Consider the following 17,678-nt stretch of genomic DNA (forward strand, 5'->3'; position numbering starts at 1 on the left):
CCAGCTCCTTTCTCATCCTCGGGCGAAGTAAATTCGCCCTGCGGAAATGCTTCGCTGCGCTGCGTATTTGCGGCGGCACTCGCCGCCGGCGCCGGTGTTGGCGATTGGAGGTCTTTACCATGTCTCATACTGCCGAGCTCATCGCTGTGGGCACCGAGCTGCTGCTGGGCAGCATCGCCAACACCGACGCCCAGATGATCTCCCAGGGCCTGTCCGCCCTGGGCATCAACGTCTACTATCACACCGTGGTGGGGGACAACCCCGAACGCCTCCGCTCCGCTGTGGACATCGCCAAGGGCCGCGCCGACATCCTCATCACCACTGGCGGCCTGGGTCCCACCTGCGACGACCTCACCAAACAGACCCTGGCCGACGCCTTCGGCCTCCCCCTGGAGTTTCACCAGCCCTCTGCCGCGCGCATCGCCGGCTACTTCCAGCGGCTCCACCCCACCCGGCCCATGACGGAGAACAACCTCCAGCAGGCCATGCTCCCCAAGGGCTGCACCGTCCTGGAAAACGACTGGGGCACCGCCCCGGGCTGTGCCTTTCAGGCACAGGGGGTCCATGTAATCATGCTCCCCGGCCCCCCCAGAGAGTGCCGGGCCATGTTCACCCACCGGGCCCTGACCTACCTGCGCACCCTCTCCGACGGCGCCATTGTCTCCCGGACCCTGAAGATCTTCGGCATGGGGGAGTCCTCTGTGGAGGCCCTTCTGCGGGAGCAGATGAACGCTATGACCAACCCCACCCTGGCCCCCTACGCCAAAGAGGGGGAGGTGGAGCTGCGCATCACCGCCAAGGCCCCCAGTGAGGCGGAGGCCCGGGCCCTCATCGCCCCGGTGGAGGCGCAGCTCCGGGCCCTGCTGGGGGATGTGGTCTACGGCGCCGACGTCAAGAACCTGGAAAGCGCCGTCTTCGCCCTCCTGAAGGACCGGGGGCTTACCTTCGGCGCCGCCGAATCCTGCACCGGCGGCCTCATCGCCAAGCGCATGACCGACCTGCCCGGCGCCTCGGCGGTCTTCCGGGGCGGAGTGGTGAGCTACACCAACGCCGTGAAGCACAGCGTCCTGGGGGTCCCCCAGGCGCTGCTGGACCAGTTCGGGGCGGTTTCCCCCCAGGTGGCCCAGGCCATGGCGGAGGGGGCCCGGCGGGTGCTGGACTGCGGCCTGGCCGTCTCCACCACCGGGGTAGCGGGGCCGGACACCGACGAGCGGGGCAATCCCGTGGGGCTGGTGTATGTGGCCCTGGCGGGGCCGGACTTCTGCCACGTCCGGGAACTCCGGCTGGGGGCCTCTGGCCGGGCCGGGGTCCGAAACCGGGCCGCCCTCCACGCCTTCGACCAGGTCCGGCGTTCTCTCACTGGCCTGCCCCTGGACTGACGGGCCTGCCCTTTACCCGTTGCGGCGTATCCCGTCCCTGAGCCGCTGGAGGCCGTCCAGCATCCGGCTGCGGGGGCAGGCCAGGTTCATGCGCAGAAACCGCGCCCCATTTCCCCGGTAGACGTTGCCCGGGGAGAGGCACAGGCCGGCCTGCGCCCGGATCTGCCGGGCCAGCGCCCCGGAGTCCCCGGTTACCACCCCGCAGTCCAGCCACAGCAGATAGGTGCCGTGGGAGATCACGGGCCGGACCTGGGGCAGCTCCCGGGCCAGGAAGTCCCGGGCCTGGGCCTTGTTCTCCGCCAGGTAGGCCCGCAGGGCATCCAGCCAGGGGCCGCCCCGGGTAAAGGCGGCGATGGCCGCCTCCGCCGCGAAGCAGTTGGGCTCGGCCACCTCGTCGGTGTTGAGGGCCCGCCAGACCTTGTGCCGCAGGACGCCGTCGGGCACCACCACCGCTGAGGTCTGAAGCCCCGCCAGATTGAAGGCCTTGGTGGGGGCGATGCAGGTGATGCTGTTCTGGCGGCAGTGCTCCGACACCGAGGCGAAGGGGAGGTAGTCACAGCCGGGGTCGGTCAGATCGCAGTGGATCTCGTCGGAGAGGACCATGACATGGTGCTTCCAGCACAGCTCGCCGACGCGCGCCAGGGTCTCCCGGTCCCAGATGGTCCCCACGGGGTTGTGGGGGTTGCAGAGGATCAGCATGGTGGTCTGCGGGTCGGCCAGCTTTCCCTCCAGGTCCGCCCAGTCCAGCCCGTACGTCCCATCCCGGTAGGGCAGCGGGCATTCCAGCACCCTCCTGCCGTTGTTCTCAATGGAGTGGAAGAAAATGTTGTATACCGGGGTCATGGTCAGGATATTCTCCCCCGGCGTGGTGAGCTTGCGCACCACGCTGGAGATGGTGGGCACCACGCCGGTGGAGAATATCAGCCAGTCCCGCTCCATGTGAAAGCCGTGCCGGTCCCGCCACCAGCCGAGGATGGCGTCATACCACGCCTCCGGCACATCGGTGTAGCCGTAGATCCCGTGGGAGGCCCTGTCCCGGACGGCGGCGATGATCTCCGGCGCGGTGAGAAAATCCATGTCCGCAATCCACATGGGCAGCTCGTGCCCGGCCACATCCCATTTGGCGGCATGGGTGCCCCGGCGGTCCACCACTTGGTCAAAATCATACTGCATACGCTCTTTCCCCTTTCCAAATAGCCCCTCCCATCCCGACGGCCGGCCGCCGTCGGGATGGGAGGGGGCTATTCTGTGGTAATATCTGTGCCAAAATACTGTTCCGACAGCTCCGAGAGCGCGCCGGACGCCCGCATCTCCTCCAGGGCCTCATTGATGGCGGCCACCAGCCGCTCATTGCCCTTGGGAACGGGAATCTGGGAGGAGGTGGTGGCGTCGGTGGACGCCACGATCCTGACCGGGGTATCCGGGTGCTTGTTCATGTAGTCATAGAAGGCCGTCTCCGCGTTGAGCATACAGTCGGCCCGGCCGCTGAGAACCAGCTCGACGCCCTCGGCCACGGAGTCCACGCTGACCAGCTCCGCGCCGTAGCCCTCCGCCTCCTGTCCCCAGCTGCTGGTCAGGTTCTGGGCCGCCCAGGTTGGTATTCATGACATACATCATCCAGTCGTCGTCAGTCTCGTCGATGAGCTTCTGCTCGCCGATGCCGGCGTTGTTGATGAGGATGTCCACGTCGCGGAATTCCTTCAGGGCCATCTCAAAGACCCGCTTGGTGTCCTCGGTGGAGCATACGTCGGCCACCACGCCCACGGCCCTGCCGCCCTTGGCCCGGATGTTCTCCACCACCTGGTCCAGCTTCTCCTGGTGCCGGGCCGTGAGGACCACCGCCTCCCCCTCCTGGGCGAACAGCTCGGCCATGGTCTGCCCCATGCCGTAGCTGGACCCGGTGATGATGGCCGTCTTTCCCGCTAGGGCTTGTTTGAAAAATAGCAATGTGTCCAGCGGCGAGGGATTTTGGGCCGCCGGCAAGCAATTTTTTCGCAGGAATCCTGGCGGATTGCAAGGAAAAATTGCGCCGTCCAGGGGGCGAAAGCCCCGCTGATTGGGCATGTTGACTTTTTTCAAACAAGCCCTAGGGCTTGTTTGAAAATTGGCGATGTGTCCAGCAGCGAGGGATTTTGGGCCTCTGGCAAGCAATTTTTTCGCAGGAATCCTGGCGGATTGCAAGGAAAAATTGCGCCGTCCAGGGGGCAAAAGACCCGCTGATTGGGCATGTTGACTTTTTTCAAACAAGCCCTAACATCTGCTCTTCCATCTTGCGTCTGCTCCTTTTCTATGGAGGCGTCCCGTTGGAACGTGGCGCTGTTTCCCTGCCCATAGTATCCCACAGCAGATATCATATGTAAAATACTTATTACAAATTTGTTCCGATAGGTTTTCTCTATGCCTTTTATCGGTCTATTGCGATGGTTCAAACCGAGCGCCAGGGCCTGCTTGAACCATCGCAATGTGTCCAGCATTGAGGATTTTAGCCTGCTGGCATGCAATTTTTGCAGGAGTCGGGACGGACTTCAAAAAATTGCGCCGCTCAGGAGACAAAAGCCCCGCCGGTTGGGCATGTTGACATTTTTCAAACAAGCCCTAAACGCCTCAGGGCATCCTTCCGATTCCGGCGGGGCTTACTCCTCCTGTTTGGCCTGATACTCCTCGCCCCAGCTGTACATGGCGTCCAGGATCGGTTTCAGGCTGCGCCCCAGCTCGGTCAGGGTGTACTCCACCCGGGGCGGGACCTCCGGGTAGACGGTGCGGGTCAGAAGTCCGCTTTGCTCCATCTCCCGGAGCTGGGCGGTCAAGACCTTCTGGCTCACAGTTCCAATGGATTTTTTCAGCTCGCCAAAGCGCTTGGTTCCGGGTATCAGGTCCCGGAGCACCAGCACCTTCCATTTGTCGCTGATCAGTGTCAGGGTGGTCTCCACAGGGCAGGCCGGGAGAGCCTTGGTTACAGCTGCCATCACACAGTTCCCCCTTATCGGAATCTCTCTGGGCTGTATGCGCCAATTTTACCGTTACGCCCAAACCGGTGTCAAGGGGCAAATGGGAATTCTAAAAAATTTTGGCGGCGGCTCAAAGGGTTCCGCTTGGTAACGGTCCATTTGTTACCTTCTGCTGCCTATCCCACAAGATTGTGCGTACTTTTCAACGGTCTCTGTCTGGGGTATGATACAGACCCAAGGTCGGGAAAGCCCCGCCGGATACCAGCCCAAAAGGAGCGATGCAAGATGAAGCATACCAAGAAAATCGGAGCCCTGTCCCTGGCGGCGGCGCTGTCCCTGCCGACGGGGTCTCCGGCCTGAATGCCGCCCTGGCCGCTCTGGCGGAACAGGGCATCCAGATGGTCTACGACCAGACCCACATGGTTCTGGCACAGGGGAATTTTGTCCTGGCGGTGAGCGAGGGCGCCTACGGCGGTGCGCCCACCAGCTGCTACGACCTGTGGCGGGTGGAAAACGGCAAGATCGCCGATCACTGGGATGTGATGGAGACCATCGCCGAGGCCTAGGGCTTGTTTGAAACATGTCAACATGCCCAACCGGCGGGTCTTTTGTCCCCTGGACGGCGCAATTTTTCCTTGAAATCCGCCAGGATTCCTGCGAAAAAATTGCTTGCCAGAGGCCCAAAATCCCTCGCTGCTGGACACATCGCCAGTTTTCAAACAAGCCCTACGCCTGGCAGAACGGCAACGGCAAATTCTGACCGGCCACTGTCCGAAGAAACAACAGAGACCGGACCCGAGGGCTTCCCGCCTTCGGGTCCGGTCCCCTTCGCGTTCGCGGGGCGTCCGGCTGAGGTTCAGCCCCCTCCTGTCCCGCCCAGGGCGGGCTTTTCAGCGGCGGGGGGCATAGACTGGTAGAAGGGCTGGGGGGTGTCGGAGAAGAAGTCAAAAAGGGTGTCCAGGGCGGTGCTCCCGGCGGTGTACATCACCAGCACCAGGTCTGGCTCCAGCCAGCCCACATAGGTGAGCAGGTCGCCCTGGAAGTACCGCAGGTCGATGGTGATGAGCTCGGAGCAGTTCAGGGCCAGGAAGGGGGTGAGCACGCAGGCGTAGGAGTCCCGCAGGAGCATGATCCGGGGTCCGTCCTCGTTGTCGTGGTTGGTAATGGTGGCCATGGGGTAGTCCCCGCCGGCATAGAAGGTGTAGGGGTTGCCCCCGAACCAGTCCAGCTCCTCCAGCCGCTCCGGAAAGAGGATGGACTCCTCCAGAGGCCCGGTGCGCTCCAGGTCGTAAAAGGGCACCGAATAGGTAAAATCTGTGTCAAAGGCCGGGGTCCACACCTCGAAATCGTCCACGCCGCCGTAGAGGGAACCCACCCGCTTGCCCTGGCTGCCCAAGAACCAGTCGGAGAGAGTGCTCCGCCGGAAGCTGCCAGGGTCGGTGTTTCGGTCGGGGAAGTCCCATCCAAAATCGGCCTCCAGCCGCCGGCAGAGGTCCTGGTTGGCCAGAAAGGCGGCCTCCGGGGTCCAGTGGTGGTCGGTGCGGAAGAAGAAGGAAGACCAGTCCCGCCCGGTGGCGGCGAAGCTCTCCCGCAGGTCCAGGGTGGGGACCCCCTGTTCCTCCAGCACTGCCAGCACCTGGTCGGCGTAGTCGTCGCCGTAGTCCGTCACCCCCTCGGGCAGCCGGGGATCACCGGCCTGGAGCTTCTGGGGGGCCTGGACGTAGAGCAGGGGGATCTCCCGGTCCTCCAGGGCCAGGGCCAGCCGGGCCGCCGCCCGGCCGTGCTCCGAGACGTCCAGGGGCTCGGCGTTTACAAAGGTCAGGGCGCCGTCGGAGAGCTTGACCACTGAATACTGGGGGTCCACGTCTTCCACCACCGTCCGGTCTGAGAGGGCCTGCACCCCGCCATAGAGCTGGATGAAGAGGTGCCCCCGGTCCAGGGCGCTGTTGGCCGCAGCGTCCGCTGTGGAGAGGAAGTCCTGGACGTGTTCCAGGGCCGGCTCGGTCTCCGCCGGCAGGCCATAACCCCCCTGGTCCGGGGCGCTCCGGGCATAGTGTAAGGGTGCGGCGGCGGTATAGGCCCCCACGTTCCGCTGGGGGAGCCGTACCCCTGTCCGCTCCGGGGCTGTATTCGTCAGCCCGGTGAGCAACAGGGCTCCCCCGGCGGCGGTGGCCGCCAGGAAGAGCACCGCGCCGGAATTGCTGTGTGTCCGCAAGGGAAGTCTCCTTTCCGGGGCTGGGCCCCAGGATGTCTGCTGCGGGCGGTCCTCACGCCAGGGGCTGGATCTCCCGGACGGTGAGGACCGGGCCGTCCACCGTAAAGCGGACGTTCCATCCGGCAAAGGCCATGCCGTAGACCCGATCCGTGCCGTTCTGGTAGGGGGGGCGGGGATCCCGGGCCAGGACCCCCAGCAGGGCCTCCCGCTTGTCCGGGGGAATCCGGGTCAGAAGGGCCTCCGGGCAGGCCACCTCCAGAAGCGCCCCGCCGCCGGCGCCGGCAAAGCCCCCGGAGGCGTCGGGGTGGCAGTCGCCGTAGGGGAGGTAGGGCTTGAGGTCCAGAATGGGGGTGCCATCCATCAGGTCGGCCCCGGAGACCACCAGCACCGGACCCTCCGGGGTGTGGAGGTCCACCTTCTCCAGCCGCACTGACGAAAGGCCGATGGGGTTGGGCCGGAAGGGGGAGCGGGTGGCGAAGACCCCCATGCGGACGTTGCCCCCCAGCCGGGGCGGGCGCACGGTGGGGGACCAGCCCTCCCGCACCGAGGCTGAAAAGAGCCAGAGCAGCCAGAGGTGGGAAAAGCCCTCCAGCCCCCGGAGGGCGGCGGGGTCCCGGTAGTCCGGCTCAAAGACCACCGTGGCCCGGAGGGCCTCCACCAGGCCGCTCTGCCGGGGAATGCCGAATTTGGTGGGAAAGTCGCTGCGGATGCGGGCCACGCATTTGAGAGGGGGCAGGTCCATGGGGCCTCCTTCTCCCGCCGGGGCGGGGTGAGTTTCCGGGGGACAGGGCCGCCGGTCCGGTAAGGGCTGCGCAAGCCGCCGCGAGGGGGGCTATTCCTGCGGGCCGGATATCGCCGGCCGGGTGGTTCTGCCCCGCAGGGCGGGGCGGTTGCGGTCCAGGGGCCGGAGCTGGTAGCGGCCCCGGCCATGCTGCTTGCTGCCGTAGAGGAGCAGATCGGCCTCCTGGTACAGGGCGGAGAAGGCGGCTGGGCCGCTGCCGTAGACGCCCCCAAAGGACAGGCTGGAGCCGCTGAGGGGATAGCGGGCCTGGATCTCCGCATGGTACTGCCGCCCCATCTCCTCCAGCCTCTGCCGGATGACCTCCGGACCGGTGCAGGGCTGGATAAAGACGCCGAACTCGTCGCCCCCCAGCCGCAGAATGATGTCGCCGCTCCGAAAACCGGCCTTGATGTGCCGGGCCACAAAGCACAGGAGCCTGTCCCCCTCCTGATGGCCGTAGAGGTCGTTGACCTGTTTGAAAAAGTCGATGTCCAGCAGGAGGAACATCCAGGGCAGGTCCTCCCTCAGGGCCCGGGCAATCTGCTCCTCCCCACCCCTGCGGTTGTAGACGCCGGTGAGGGGGTCCAGCCGGGCCTCCCGCAGCAGAAGCTCCTGCTGCCGCACCCGCTCGGTCATATCCGACACCAGGCAGATGGCGGCATCCCGGCCCTCCGGCGTGACGATACGCTTGCCCGTCTCATAGACCCAGAGGTAATCCCCGTCCTTCTTCCTCATACGGTACTCCAGCTCATAGCGGCCCTTCCGAAAGGCCAGCTGGGAGAACAGGCTGTCCAGAATGGGCCGGTCGTCCACATGGACAGCGTTGCTGACCAGTCCGCCGGTGGCGGCCAGAAACTCCTCGTGGGTGTAGCCCAGCATGTCCAGCAGGGTGTCGTTGACGGCGTAGAAGGGGAAGCCCTCCTCCAGATAGGCCCCGATGACGCCCCCGGGGAGGAGCTCCCCCAGCAGAGAGACCAGCCCCAGCTGGGCCGGCGCCTCCAGCGCCTGGGCGGCACAGTCGGCAAAGCGCAGAGGGAAGAACGCCCCGGCGGCCTGGTTGGAGCTGGCCTCCGACATATGGAGAGAGGCGATCAGCAGCCTCCCATCCCGCTCCTGAAGGCTGGCGGTGAAGCGGGCAGCGAACTCGATCACTCGGCCGCCGTCGGCCGCCAGGGTGGTGGTCATTTGGCACAGGCAGTCCCAGAGGCCGGGGGCGCGCTCCTTTTCGTGATAACGGCTGATCTGGTAGTGGATGGGCCCGGGCAGGGCGGAAAACTGTTCCCGGAGCAGGGCGGCGAACTCCGCCTGGCTGACGGCCACCTCCTCCGCGCCGGCGCCCAGGCTGTAGAGGTCCTCCGTCAGCAGGGAGAGGGTTTTTTCCAGGTCCCGCTCCACCAGATAGGCATGGAAAAATTGGTCCAGGGCCTCATAGGCCGAGCGCTTCCCGTTGCACATAGCACTTGCCCCCTCTAAATGCGGAGGCAGACTCGCACAGGATGGCCACGATCTTCCCGTCCGCGTATTTTGTGGTCTCATTTTATCACAGCACAGGGCCGGGCGCAAGATAAAACTTACCATATTAGATAAAAATATGGAGTTTTTTACAAAATATTGTAATATTCGCCGAAGAGCGCACAGGTTGGCGGCGAAGCCTTCCGCCCAAAGTATTGGAATTGAGTGGGCCCCGTGCCTATCATGATAGGGCCCATGATGTCGAAGATGCTTATAGAAGAGCTCCTTTCCAAAGGGGCGCACAAGGACCCGTGTGGAGTACTAGGGCTTGTTTGAAAATTGGCGATGTGTCCGGCAGCGAGGGATTTTGGGCCGCTGGCAAGCAATTTTGACCCAGGAATCCTGGCGGATTTCAAGGAAAAATTGCGCCGTCCAGGGGACAAAAGACCCGCCGGTTGGGCATGTTGACATGTTTCAAACAAGCCCTAAGGGATCTTCCGCTTTTTTTGCGCCAGGAAAAACGCCGTCCAAAGCCAGGTCCAGACCCAGCTCCCGCCCCAAAAGATCGCACACCAGCCGGGACACCGACACGCCCCGTCCGGCGGCAGCGGCTTTGATCGCCTCTCTGTATCGTGCAGGAACGGAGACCGAGAAGGTATAATAATTCTTCTGCCGGTATTGATTGACAGCCTTTTGGGATGTCGCCATGCCAGCCACCTCCAGGCCTTTGTGCTGGGCCTGCGGACGGGGCTGGGCCTGTGGGAGAGCTTCCGGCCCAAAGGAAGCCCCTGACCCCGCTATTCCAGCGCTCTTTTCAGATACTGTCCGGTGTAGGACGCCTGGCAGGCGGCCACCTCCTCAGGGGTGCCGGTGCAGACCACCCGCCCGCCGCCGTCGCCCCCCTCGGGGCCCAGATCGATGAGGTAGTCGGCGGTCTTGATGACGTCCAGGTTGTGCTCGATGACCACCACCGTGTTCCCCAGGTCCACCAGGCGCTGGAGGACCTCCAGGAGCTTGTGGACGTCGTAGGTGTGGAGCCCGGTGGTGGGCTCGTCCAGGATATAGATGGTCTTGCCGGTGGAGCGCTTGGCCAGCTCGGTGGCCAGCTTCACCCGCTGGGCCTCGCCGCCGGAGAGCTCGGTGGAGGGCTGGCCCAGCTTGATATAGGAAAGGCCCACATCGCGGAGGGTCTGGAGCTTGTTGTAAATCCGGGGCAGGTTTTCAAAAAAGGGCAGGGCCTCGTCCACCGTCATCTCCAGGACCTCGTAGATGTTCTTCCCCTTGTAGCGCACCTCCAGGGTCTCCCGGTTGTACCGTTTGCCCTTGCATACCTCACAGGGGACGTAGATGTCGGGGAGGAAGTGCATCTCGATCTTGATGAGGCCGTCCCCGGCACAGGCCTCGCACCGGCCCCCCCGGACGTTGAAGGAGAACCGCCCCGGCCCGTAGCCCCGGGCCTTGGCGTCGGGGGTGGAGGCGAAGAGGTCCCGGATGTCGTTGAAGAGGCCGGTGTAGGTGGCGGGGTTGGACCGGGGGGTCCGGCCGATGGGGGACTGGTCGATGTCGATGACCTTGTCCAGAAACTCCTCCCCCTCCAGGGCGTCGTGCCTGCCGGGGCGGACCTTCACCCGGTTTAAGTCGGCCCCCAGGCGCTTGTAGAGGATTTCGTTCACCAGGGAGGACTTGCCGGAGCCAGAGACCCCGGTGACGCAGGTGAAGGTCCCCAGGGGGATGGACACGTCCACATGGCGCAGATTGTTCTCAGCCGCCCCCCGGATGGTGAGGCTGTGGCCGCTGCCCGTCCGGCGCTCCGACGGCACGGGGATGCTCCGGCGGCCTGAGAGGTAGTCCCCGGTGATGGAGCCGGGGGTGTTCATAATCTCCTCGGCGGTGCCGCAGGCCACCACCTCCCCGCCGTGGACCCCGGCCCCGGGGCCGATGTCCACGATATAGTCGGCGGCGCGCATGGTATCCTCGTCGTGCTCCACCACCAGGAGGGTGTTGCCCAGGTCCCGGAGGTGCTTCATGGTGTCCAGGAGCATGTCGTTGTCCCGCTGGTGGAGGCCGATGGAGGGCTCGTCCAGGATATAGAGCACCCCCATGAGGGAGGAGCCGATCTGGGTAGCCAGGCGGATGCGCTGGCTCTCTCCTCCGGAAAGGGTGGCCGCCGCCCGGCTGAGGGTCAGGTACTGGAGTCCCACCGACTGGAGGAAGCCCAGGCGGTTTTTGATCTCCTTGAGAATCCGCTCGGCGATGCGCATCTTCTGGGGGGAGAGCTCCAGATGGCCGATGAAGTCCAGGGCCTGGGTCACCGACTTGTGGCAGAAGGCGTCGATGTCGATGTCCCCCACGGTGACGGCCAGAGCCTCCTTCCGAAGCCGCCGGCCCCCGCAGTCGGGGCAGGGCCGCTGGCTCATGCACTCCTCCAGCTCCCGGCGCATGGCGTCGGACTGGGTCTCCCGGTAGCGGCGCTCCAGGTTGTTCACCACCCCCTCGAAGGCCTGCATCAGGGTCCCCTGGCCGTTGGCCCGGTCGTAGGTGAGCTTGAGCTTCTCCCCCTTGGTGCCGTAGAGGATCACGTCCATCACCTCCGGGGGCAGGTCCTTCACCGGGGTGGTGAGCTTGAAGCCGTACTTTTTGGCCAGGGCCTCGAAGTACATCCGGGAGATGGAGTCCCCCTTGACGTTGTTCCAGCCCGAGGCGGTGATGGCCCCCTCCAGGATGGAGAGGGAGGGGTTGGGAAGGATGAGGGCGGGGTCCACCTTGAGCTGGGCGCCCAGGCCGGTGCAGGTGGGGCAGGCCCCAAAGGGGTTGTTGAAGGAGAACATCCGGGGGGAGAGCTCCTCGATGGAGATGCCGCAGTCCTCACAGGCGTAGTTCTGGGAGAAGAGGATGTCCCGGTCCTCCCCCACGATGTTGATGAGCACCAGCCCCCCCGAGAGGCCTGAGGCGGTCTCCACCGAGTCGGTGAGCCGCCGGGCGACGTCGGGCTGGATCACCAGCCGGTCCACCACCACCTCAATGGAGTGCTTTTTGTTCTTGTCCAGCTTGATCTCCTCGGTGAGGTCGTAGAGGGAGCCGTCCGCCCGGACCCGGACGTAACCAGACTTCCGGGCGTCTTCGAAGATTTTCTGGTGCTCCCCCTTCTTGCCCCGGACCACAGGGGCCATGACCTGGACCCGGGTGGCCTCCGGCAGGGCCATGACCTGGTCGATGATCTGGTCGATGGTCTGCTGCTGGATCTCTTTGCCGCACTTGGGGCAGTGGGGGGTGCCCACCCGGGCCCACAGGAGCCGGAGGTAGTCGTAAATCTCCGTCACCGTCCCCACGGTGGATCGGGGGTTCTTGGAGGTGGTCTTTTGGTCGATGGAGATGGCGGGGGAGAGGCCGTCAATGTAGTCCACATCGGGCTTCTCCATCTGGCCCAGGAACATCCGGGCGTAGGAGCTCAGGGACTCCACATACCGCCGCTGTCCCTCGGCGTAGATGGTGTCGAAGGCTAGGGAGGACTTCCCCGACCCGGACAGGCCGGTGAGCACCACCAGCTTGTCCCGGGGGATGGTGACGTCGATGTTTTTCAGGTTGTTGGCGCGGGCGCCCTTGACGGAAATGTGGTCCAACATAGACTTGTCGTGCTCCTTTAGGTTTTCACAAAATTAAAATCAGGGTTCCCACAGCAATCAGAGCGCCGCCGAGGATGCCCTTCACCGTCACCGTCTCGTGGAGGATAACAAAGGCCAGCACCATGGTCAGCACCACGCTGAGCTTGTCAATGGGGGCCACCTTGCTGGCCTCTCCCAGCTGGAGGGCCCGGTAGTAAAAGAGCCAGGACGCCCCGGTGGCCAGGCCGGAGAGGACCAAGAAGAGCCAGCTCCGGGGGGCAATATCGGATATGCCGTGCTGCTTGCCGGTGAGAAAGACAATGCCCCAGGCCATCACCAGCACCACAGCCGTCCGTATGGCGGTGGCCAGATTGCTGTCCACGTTTTCGATGCCGATCTTGGCGAGAATGGAGGTCAGGGCGGCAAAGACCGCCGAGAGCAGGGCAAACCAAATCCACATGGCAAAGCGCCTCCTTTTTTCAGGATGCTCCGGTGGACCAGAGTTGGTTGGAACAGGGACGCGGCGGTTTTCCGCCCGGTCCCATGGGACCTCAGGGGGTCAAGAAGAGCCCCGCCAGATAGGCGAATAGGGCCAGGCCGGTGAGGAAGCACCAGCCCGCCTTCCGGCTGAAGAGCTCCCACTCCGAGGGCTCCGCCGATTCCGGGTCCTGGATGCGGAAGCGCAGGTTCCAGCGGAACAGGGGGTCGGCAAACCAGATGGCGGCCGCCCCGAGCGCCGAGCAGAAGAGCCCCAGGAAGTAGAGGGTCCAGACGCCCCGGTGGGTGAGCTCCGGCTCCAGGACCAGCTCCAGGAGGAAGGAGACCGCAGGGGCGTCGGGGTCTTCCGCCGCCTCTTCCGAGAGGTCATAGGTCTGGCCGCCGGCGGAGACCGTGACGGCAAAGGTGTCCCATTCCCGCCCGTCCTCCCACACCAGCCAGGTGAAGCCGCTGCGGTACCACCAGCCGCCCCGGAAGAGGATTTCGTCCCCCTCCCGTACCTCCACGCCGGTGAGCACATCGGAGAGCTCATGGCCCTGGGGCACGGCGGAGGAGTCCAGGGCCACGGCGTAGGGGCCGTAGGCCGTGTCTCCCAGCCGGTAGGCCACCTCCCCCGCCGGGGAGACGGTGAAGACGGCCCGCCGGCCCTCCAGCCGCCCGGCGTAGCGGGTGGAGCCCGCCCCCTCGGAGCGCACCAGCAGGGCGCCCCGGTAGAAAATGCCCTCCCGGCTGGACACCAGGGGGTACAATATGGTAAAGATGACCAGCATGGCCGCCTGGAGGACCAGCAGGACTCTGGGCAGCCGGGACAGGGATTTCCAGGTCTCCATGGGGCATACCTCCTCGGTTTCCCATTCAGGCGGGGGCGCCGGAAAAAGAACCGCCGGATTGCACCCCCCTTATTGTATCACAATCTCCTTAGTTTTCAAAGCAGTTCCGTGTTTTCTGTCCGCCATTCTCACTACGGAGCCGGTGGTGCGGGCTCTTGCTTTGTGGGACGTTTCACGGGGTTGGGCTGGGAACCCGGTCCGAAAGGGGGACTGCTTCCGGTGGGGCCTCCCAGGCCAGGAGAAATTCCGGCTCCCCGGTGGCCGCCTCCCGCTCCTCGGCCTGAAGGCGGAAGCCCTCCCGCCGGTAAAAGCGGAGGGCCCCGCAGTTTTTCCGGTAGACATGGAGGGTCAGGCGGACGTGCCGGGCCTTGACATGGTTCAGAAGGGCCCTGCCCACCCCCTGGGAGCGGAACCCCTCCGCCACGAAGCGTCCAGACAGGTACGCCCCGGTGAGGCCCGCGAAGCCCAGGAGGGCGCCATTCGCGCCCTGACAGACCCAGACCTCCGCCTGGGGCAGCAGTTCCCCCACCGCCTCCCGGTGGGAGGTCCAGTAGGAGGCCGGAAGAAAGGCATGGGCGCTGAGGTTGGCGGAGAGCCAGAGGTCCAGGACGGACTCCAGGTCCGATGGCTGGAATGGACGGATACGCATGGGCGATGCCTCCCCAAATGGATTTTCTGGAGCTGGCGGCGGATTGGATGGCGGCGGCTTTGGCCGCATGTGAAAAAACATGGTTCCCACATACCGGCGTACATGGGAACCATGTTTGATCTCTTTGGATGCCTGCCGAGCTCAGTCGGTGACAAAGGGCAGCAGGGCGATCTGGCGGGCCTGCTTAATGGCCTGGGTGAGCTGGCGCTGGTGCATGGCGCAGGTGCCGGTGGTCCGGCGGGGCAGAATCTTGGAGCGCTCAGAGAGGAACCGGCGCAGCTTGGCGGCGTCCTTGTAGTCGATGTGCTCGACCTTGTCCACACAGAAGCTGCAAACCTTGCGGCGCTTCCGTCCGCGGGGACGATCTCGATCCATAGGCATGGTGGATACCCTCCTTATCGTAATTTCAGTAGGGGCGGGCCCCCGCGCAAGCGGGGACGCCGCAGGTGCGGCGTACAAGCGTTTTGGCCGGAGGCCAAAACCTTGCCGCAGGGCGGATTCACTCCGCCCGAGGATGTCAAAAATCTTGGGGTCCCATTTTGATGGGAAGCATCCGGGCCCCCGCGCAAGCGGGGACGCCGCAGGGCGGATTCACTCCGCCCGAGGATGTCAAAAATCCTGGGGTCCCATTTTGATGGGAAGCATCCGGGCCCCCGCGCAAGCGGGGACGCCGCAGGTGCGGCGTACAAGCGTTTTGGCCGGAGGCCAAAACCTTGCCGCAGGGCGGATTCACTCCGCCCGAGGATGTCAAAAATCTTGGGGTCCCATTTTGATGCAGAGCATCAAAATGGGAGATCGCCGTCGTCATCCTCCACCTCGGCAAACTGGTTCCCGCCGCCCATGGGGGCGGAGTAGGCCGGAGGCGGAACAGGGGCGCTGGGGGCGGGGGCCGCCGGCGCGGCGTAGCTGCCGCCGTAACCGCCGCCATGATAGCCGCCGTAGCCTCCCTCGCCGTCCCGCTTGGAGTCACCGAAGTAGACATTGTCGGCCACCACCTCGGCGGCGACGCGGCGGTTGCCGTCCCGGTCGGTGTAGTCCCGCATTTGCAGGCGGCCCTCCACCACGGCCATGCGGCCCTTGGAGAAGAACCGGGAGACAAACTCGGCGGTACTCCGCCAGGCCACAATGTTGATGAAGTCGGCCTTCTTCTCGCCGGTCTCCCGGTCCTTGTAGTCCCGGTCCACCGCCAGGCGGAAGGAGGTCACAGCCACCCCGGAGGTGGTGTGGCGCATTTCCGGGTCGGCCACCAGCCGGCCCTGGAGGAAAATTTTGTTGAGCATGGCAGGGCCCTCTTACTGCTCGTCCTTGCAGACAATCATGGAGCGCATCACGCCGTCAGTGATCCGCAGCACGCGGTCCAGCTCGGCAGGGAAGGCGGCGTCTGCCGTAAAGGTCATGAGCACATAGTAGCCCTCGTTGAGGTCGTTGATGGGATAGGCCAGGCGGCGCTTGCCCCACTCATCCACTTCGGCCACGGTACCCCGGGCCTCGGCCATGGTCTTGAACTTCGCCACCATGGCGGCGGTGGCCTCCTCACCCAGAGCGGGGTCGAGGATGTAAACCACCTCGTAATTGCCGTTGATCTTTGCCATAGTTTTGCACCTCCTTATGGACATATGGCCCCCGCGCCCATGCGGGGGCAAGGATGACGCCTGTTTGGAAACAAGCTACATTATTATATACAAATTCATGGATTTGTCAAGAGAAATTTCTCATTTTTGGGCCGTGGACGCGGACAATCTTGCCATTCCCGCCGGGACCTGCTATGATGACAGAGAATAGGGGCGGGACCACCGCCCCGGACAGGGGGGAGCGGTATGCGCTACGGCAGGGTGGAGGCGGCCCGGTTTCTTCGCCGGCCCAACCGCTTTGTGGCGGAGGTGGATCTGGAGGGGCGGACCGAGACGGTCCATGTGAAAAACACCGGCCGCTGCCGGGAGCTGCTGACGCCAGGGGCCCAGGTCTACCTGGCCCCTGGGACCAATCCCGCCCGGAAGACGGCCTGGGACCTCATCGCCGTGGAGAAGGGGCCCCTCCTCATCAACATGGACGCCCAGGCCCCCAACCGGGTTTTCGGCGAGTGGGCCGCCGCCGGGCGCTTTGTCCCCGGTCTCACCCTTTTGAAGCCGGAGACGGCCTGGGGGCGCTCCCGCTTTGACTTCTACTGGGAGGCGGGGCCGGAGCGCCGGGGCTTCGTGGAGGTCAAGGGGGTGACCCTGGAGCAGGACGGCGTGGCCGCCTTCCCCGACGCCCCCACGGAGCGGGGGGTCCGCCACCTGGAGGAGCTCGCCGCCGCCCGGCGGGAGGGGTATGCCTGCGCCGTCTGCTTCGTGCTTCAGATGAAGGGCCCCGTCCTCTTCCGGCCCAATGAAGCGACCCACCCCGCCTTTGGGGCGGCCCTCCGGGCGGCGGCGGAGGCCGGGGTGGAGGTGCTGGTCCGCGACTGCCGGGTGACGCCGGGGGAGCTGTGGCTGGACGCCCCGGTGCCCGCCGACCTGGGGCCGGTCTGAACCCGGCCGGCAGGCTCCGCCGGCCCGTTGTCCGCTGGGCGCATGGCTGTGGTTCCATCCAGCTGTGAGCCAGAACTTCGGCCCCCGGCATTGCGCGGCGGGCCCGGCTGTGGTATGATGGACAGCGGCAGCCAAGCCGAATACGGACACCGGCCTCCCGCCTCTGGAGGCCCGGGAGAAAGGGGAAGGAAGATGGCCTACCGAATCGTCGCCTTCGGCGACTCCAACACCTGCTGCTGCCTGGGGGACACCGGGAAAATCGGCCCCCTGGAGGACGCCTGGCCCGCCAAGCTGGAGGGGCTGCTCCGGGCCCGGGGGCGGGACGTCCAGGTGGAAAACCAGGGCCGTCCCGGCGTCCAGGGCGACTTTGCCATGGAAAGGTTTTCCGAGGCGGCGGCGGGGGCAAGCCTGTGCATCCTGGGCTTCGGCTCCAACGACGTCAAGAAGCTGGAGGTCCCCCTGGGCGAGTTCCTCTCGGAGATTTCCGACGTGCTGGACCAGGCGGCGGATGCCCACCTTCCCCTGATCCTGCTGGGCATTCCCTGGTTCTCCCAGGAGGCGGCGGGCCCGGAGCTCCAGGCCCGCCTGCCGGTCTGGAACGAATCCCTCTCCAGCCTGTGCGACCAGCTCAGCATCCCCTTTGTGGACCTCTGCGCCCCCTTCCGGGACGGTCCGGAGCGCCGGTGCTGCGGGAAGTCCGCCTCCCAGGGCTGCCTGTCTGCCCAGGCCCACACCAAGGTGGCCCAGCTCCTCCTCCCCCTGGTGCTGGCGCAGATGGACAAAGGCTGAGCAGTCCGCCCCCGGCAAAGACCTG

20 protein-coding genes are annotated in these 17,678 nt (G+C 65.1%); 4 read left to right on the plus strand and 16 right to left on the minus strand.

From position 1 onward, the window contains the following. Positions 1–119: 119 nt before the first annotated feature. On the plus strand, positions 120–1,379 hold the full coding sequence (locus Q0K09_RS02065) for a competence/damage-inducible protein A (RefSeq protein ID WP_294472252.1): 1,260 nt from the start codon (positions 120–122) through the stop codon (positions 1,377–1,379). A 12-nt stretch (positions 1,380–1,391) separates the two neighbouring features. Here Q0K09_RS02065 and Q0K09_RS02070 read toward each other — a convergent pair whose 3' ends face one another. The 5 genes from Q0K09_RS02070 to Q0K09_RS02090 form a co-directional block, all read right to left on the minus strand. Beyond that, on the minus strand, positions 1,392–2,552 hold the full coding sequence (locus Q0K09_RS02070) for a MalY/PatB family protein (RefSeq protein ID WP_294472253.1): 1,161 nt from the start codon (positions 2,550–2,552) through the stop codon (positions 1,392–1,394). Positions 2,553–2,620: 68 nt separating this feature from the next. Next, positions 2,621–2,902, minus strand: a complete 282-nt coding sequence (locus tag Q0K09_RS02075; RefSeq protein WP_294472255.1) for a transporter substrate-binding domain-containing protein — start codon at positions 2,900–2,902, stop codon at positions 2,621–2,623. Beyond that, positions 2,820–3,326, minus strand: coding sequence for an SDR family NAD(P)-dependent oxidoreductase (locus Q0K09_RS02080; RefSeq protein WP_294472257.1), 507 nt, complete (start codon positions 3,324–3,326; stop codon positions 2,820–2,822). Before Q0K09_RS02080 ends, Q0K09_RS02075 begins: the two co-directional genes overlap by 83 nt. A gap of 128 nt (positions 3,327–3,454) precedes the next feature. Beyond that, entirely contained in the window at positions 3,455–3,853 is a 399-nt protein-coding gene (locus Q0K09_RS02085) for a hypothetical protein (RefSeq protein ID WP_294472259.1), read from the minus strand. Between the two features lie 159 nt (positions 3,854–4,012). Then, positions 4,013–4,345: a helix-turn-helix domain-containing protein gene (locus Q0K09_RS02090; RefSeq protein ID WP_294472261.1), complete on the minus strand. Its 333-nt coding sequence runs from the start codon at positions 4,343–4,345 to the stop codon at positions 4,013–4,015. Positions 4,346–4,605: 260 nt separating this feature from the next. Between Q0K09_RS02090 and Q0K09_RS02095 the strand changes: the two genes are divergently transcribed. Then, positions 4,606–4,893 carry a hypothetical protein gene (locus tag Q0K09_RS02095; protein ID WP_294472263.1) on the plus strand — a complete coding sequence of 96 codons (288 nt, stop codon included), beginning with the start codon at positions 4,606–4,608 and terminating at the stop codon, positions 4,891–4,893. 290 nt (positions 4,894–5,183) lie between these two features. On the opposite strand, the gene Q0K09_RS02100 is transcribed toward Q0K09_RS02095, so the two are convergent. From Q0K09_RS02100 to rpsF, 11 genes are all read right to left on the minus strand, one after another. Then, positions 5,184–6,542, minus strand: a complete 1,359-nt coding sequence (locus Q0K09_RS02100; RefSeq protein WP_294472265.1) for a DHHW family protein — start codon at positions 6,540–6,542, stop codon at positions 5,184–5,186. Positions 6,543–6,594: 52 nt separating this feature from the next. After that, on the minus strand, positions 6,595–7,284 hold the full coding sequence (gene tsaA, locus Q0K09_RS02105) for a tRNA (N6-threonylcarbamoyladenosine(37)-N6)-methyltransferase TrmO (RefSeq protein ID WP_294472267.1): 690 nt from the start codon (positions 7,282–7,284) through the stop codon (positions 6,595–6,597). A 90-nt stretch (positions 7,285–7,374) separates the two neighbouring features. Next, on the minus strand, positions 7,375–8,778 hold the full coding sequence (locus tag Q0K09_RS02110; protein ID WP_294472269.1) for a diguanylate cyclase: 1,404 nt from the start codon (positions 8,776–8,778) through the stop codon (positions 7,375–7,377). Positions 8,779–9,249: 471 nt separating this feature from the next. Then, entirely contained in the window at positions 9,250–9,483 is a 234-nt protein-coding gene (locus tag Q0K09_RS02115; protein WP_294472272.1) for a hypothetical protein, read from the minus strand. Between the two features lie 89 nt (positions 9,484–9,572). Next, on the minus strand, positions 9,573–12,398 hold the full coding sequence (gene uvrA, locus Q0K09_RS02120) for an excinuclease ABC subunit UvrA (RefSeq protein ID WP_294472274.1): 2,826 nt from the start codon (positions 12,396–12,398) through the stop codon (positions 9,573–9,575). 25 nt (positions 12,399–12,423) lie between these two features. After that, positions 12,424–12,837, minus strand: a complete 414-nt coding sequence (locus Q0K09_RS02125) for an EamA family transporter (protein ID WP_294472276.1) — start codon at positions 12,835–12,837, stop codon at positions 12,424–12,426. Between the two features lie 91 nt (positions 12,838–12,928). Continuing rightward, on the minus strand, positions 12,929–13,705 hold the full coding sequence (locus Q0K09_RS02130; RefSeq protein ID WP_294472278.1) for a hypothetical protein: 777 nt from the start codon (positions 13,703–13,705) through the stop codon (positions 12,929–12,931). A 172-nt stretch (positions 13,706–13,877) separates the two neighbouring features. Then, positions 13,878–14,354, minus strand: coding sequence for a GNAT family N-acetyltransferase (locus tag Q0K09_RS02135; RefSeq protein ID WP_294472280.1), 477 nt, complete (start codon positions 14,352–14,354; stop codon positions 13,878–13,880). 141 nt (positions 14,355–14,495) lie between these two features. Beyond that, the gene (gene rpsR / locus Q0K09_RS02140) at positions 14,496–14,735 is read right to left on the minus strand and encodes a 30S ribosomal protein S18 (protein WP_294472283.1); all 240 of its coding nucleotides are present in this window, start codon (positions 14,733–14,735) and stop codon (positions 14,496–14,498) included. A 401-nt stretch (positions 14,736–15,136) separates the two neighbouring features. Beyond that, positions 15,137–15,634, minus strand: coding sequence for a single-stranded DNA-binding protein (locus Q0K09_RS02145; RefSeq protein WP_294472285.1), 498 nt, complete (start codon positions 15,632–15,634; stop codon positions 15,137–15,139). Between the two features lie 12 nt (positions 15,635–15,646). Then, positions 15,647–15,946 carry a 30S ribosomal protein S6 gene (rpsF, locus tag Q0K09_RS02150; RefSeq protein ID WP_294472286.1) on the minus strand — a complete coding sequence of 100 codons (300 nt, stop codon included), beginning with the start codon at positions 15,944–15,946 and terminating at the stop codon, positions 15,647–15,649. Between the two features lie 225 nt (positions 15,947–16,171). Between rpsF and sfsA the strand changes: the two genes are divergently transcribed. Together sfsA and Q0K09_RS02160 are read left to right on the plus strand one after the other, a co-directional pair. Continuing rightward, positions 16,172–16,864 (plus strand): DNA/RNA nuclease SfsA, encoded by a 693-nt coding sequence (sfsA, locus tag Q0K09_RS02155; protein WP_294472287.1) that lies wholly within the window; start codon positions 16,172–16,174, stop codon positions 16,862–16,864. A 192-nt stretch (positions 16,865–17,056) separates the two neighbouring features. After that, positions 17,057–17,653 carry an SGNH/GDSL hydrolase family protein gene (locus tag Q0K09_RS02160; protein WP_294472288.1) on the plus strand — a complete coding sequence of 199 codons (597 nt, stop codon included), beginning with the start codon at positions 17,057–17,059 and terminating at the stop codon, positions 17,651–17,653. Positions 17,654–17,678 lie beyond the last annotated feature (25 nt).

It is taken from the genome of uncultured Intestinimonas sp. (assembly GCF_944387725.1).
Classification (GTDB): domain Bacteria; phylum Bacillota; class Clostridia; order Oscillospirales; family Oscillospiraceae; genus Intestinimonas.

Excerpts from the sequence above, each read along its gene's own strand:
- Q0K09_RS02095 (WP_294472263.1), top strand. The coding sequence starts at position 4,606 with ATGCAAGATGAAGCATACCAAGAAAATCGGAGCCCTGTCCCTGGCGGC.
- rpsR (WP_294472283.1), bottom strand. The coding sequence starts at position 14,735 with ATGCCTATGGATCGAGATCGTCCCCGCGGACGGAAGCGCCGCAAGGTT.
- Q0K09_RS02110 (WP_294472269.1), bottom strand. The coding sequence starts at position 8,778 with ATGTGCAACGGGAAGCGCTCGGCCTATGAGGCCCTGGACCAATTTTTC.
- Q0K09_RS02115 (WP_294472272.1), bottom strand. The coding sequence starts at position 9,483 with ATGGCGACATCCCAAAAGGCTGTCAATCAATACCGGCAGAAGAATTAT.
- Q0K09_RS02065 (WP_294472252.1), top strand. The coding sequence starts at position 120 with ATGTCTCATACTGCCGAGCTCATCGCTGTGGGCACCGAGCTGCTGCTG.
- Q0K09_RS02090 (WP_294472261.1), bottom strand. The coding sequence starts at position 4,345 with ATGGCAGCTGTAACCAAGGCTCTCCCGGCCTGCCCTGTGGAGACCACC.
- Q0K09_RS02160 (WP_294472288.1), top strand. The coding sequence starts at position 17,057 with ATGGCCTACCGAATCGTCGCCTTCGGCGACTCCAACACCTGCTGCTGC.
- Q0K09_RS02085 (WP_294472259.1), bottom strand. The coding sequence starts at position 3,853 with ATGCTGGACACATTGCGATGGTTCAAGCAGGCCCTGGCGCTCGGTTTG.
- tsaA (WP_294472267.1), bottom strand. The coding sequence starts at position 7,284 with ATGGACCTGCCCCCTCTCAAATGCGTGGCCCGCATCCGCAGCGACTTT.
- rpsF (WP_294472286.1), bottom strand. The coding sequence starts at position 15,946 with ATGGCAAAGATCAACGGCAATTACGAGGTGGTTTACATCCTCGACCCC.
- Q0K09_RS02125 (WP_294472276.1), bottom strand. The coding sequence starts at position 12,837 with ATGTGGATTTGGTTTGCCCTGCTCTCGGCGGTCTTTGCCGCCCTGACC.
- sfsA (WP_294472287.1), top strand. The coding sequence starts at position 16,172 with ATGCGCTACGGCAGGGTGGAGGCGGCCCGGTTTCTTCGCCGGCCCAAC.
- uvrA (WP_294472274.1), bottom strand. The coding sequence starts at position 12,398 with ATGTTGGACCACATTTCCGTCAAGGGCGCCCGCGCCAACAACCTGAAA.
- Q0K09_RS02145 (WP_294472285.1), bottom strand. The coding sequence starts at position 15,634 with ATGCTCAACAAAATTTTCCTCCAGGGCCGGCTGGTGGCCGACCCGGAA.
- Q0K09_RS02130 (WP_294472278.1), bottom strand. The coding sequence starts at position 13,705 with ATGGAGACCTGGAAATCCCTGTCCCGGCTGCCCAGAGTCCTGCTGGTC.
- Q0K09_RS02070 (WP_294472253.1), bottom strand. The coding sequence starts at position 2,552 with ATGCAGTATGATTTTGACCAAGTGGTGGACCGCCGGGGCACCCATGCC.
- Q0K09_RS02135 (WP_294472280.1), bottom strand. The coding sequence starts at position 14,354 with ATGCGTATCCGTCCATTCCAGCCATCGGACCTGGAGTCCGTCCTGGAC.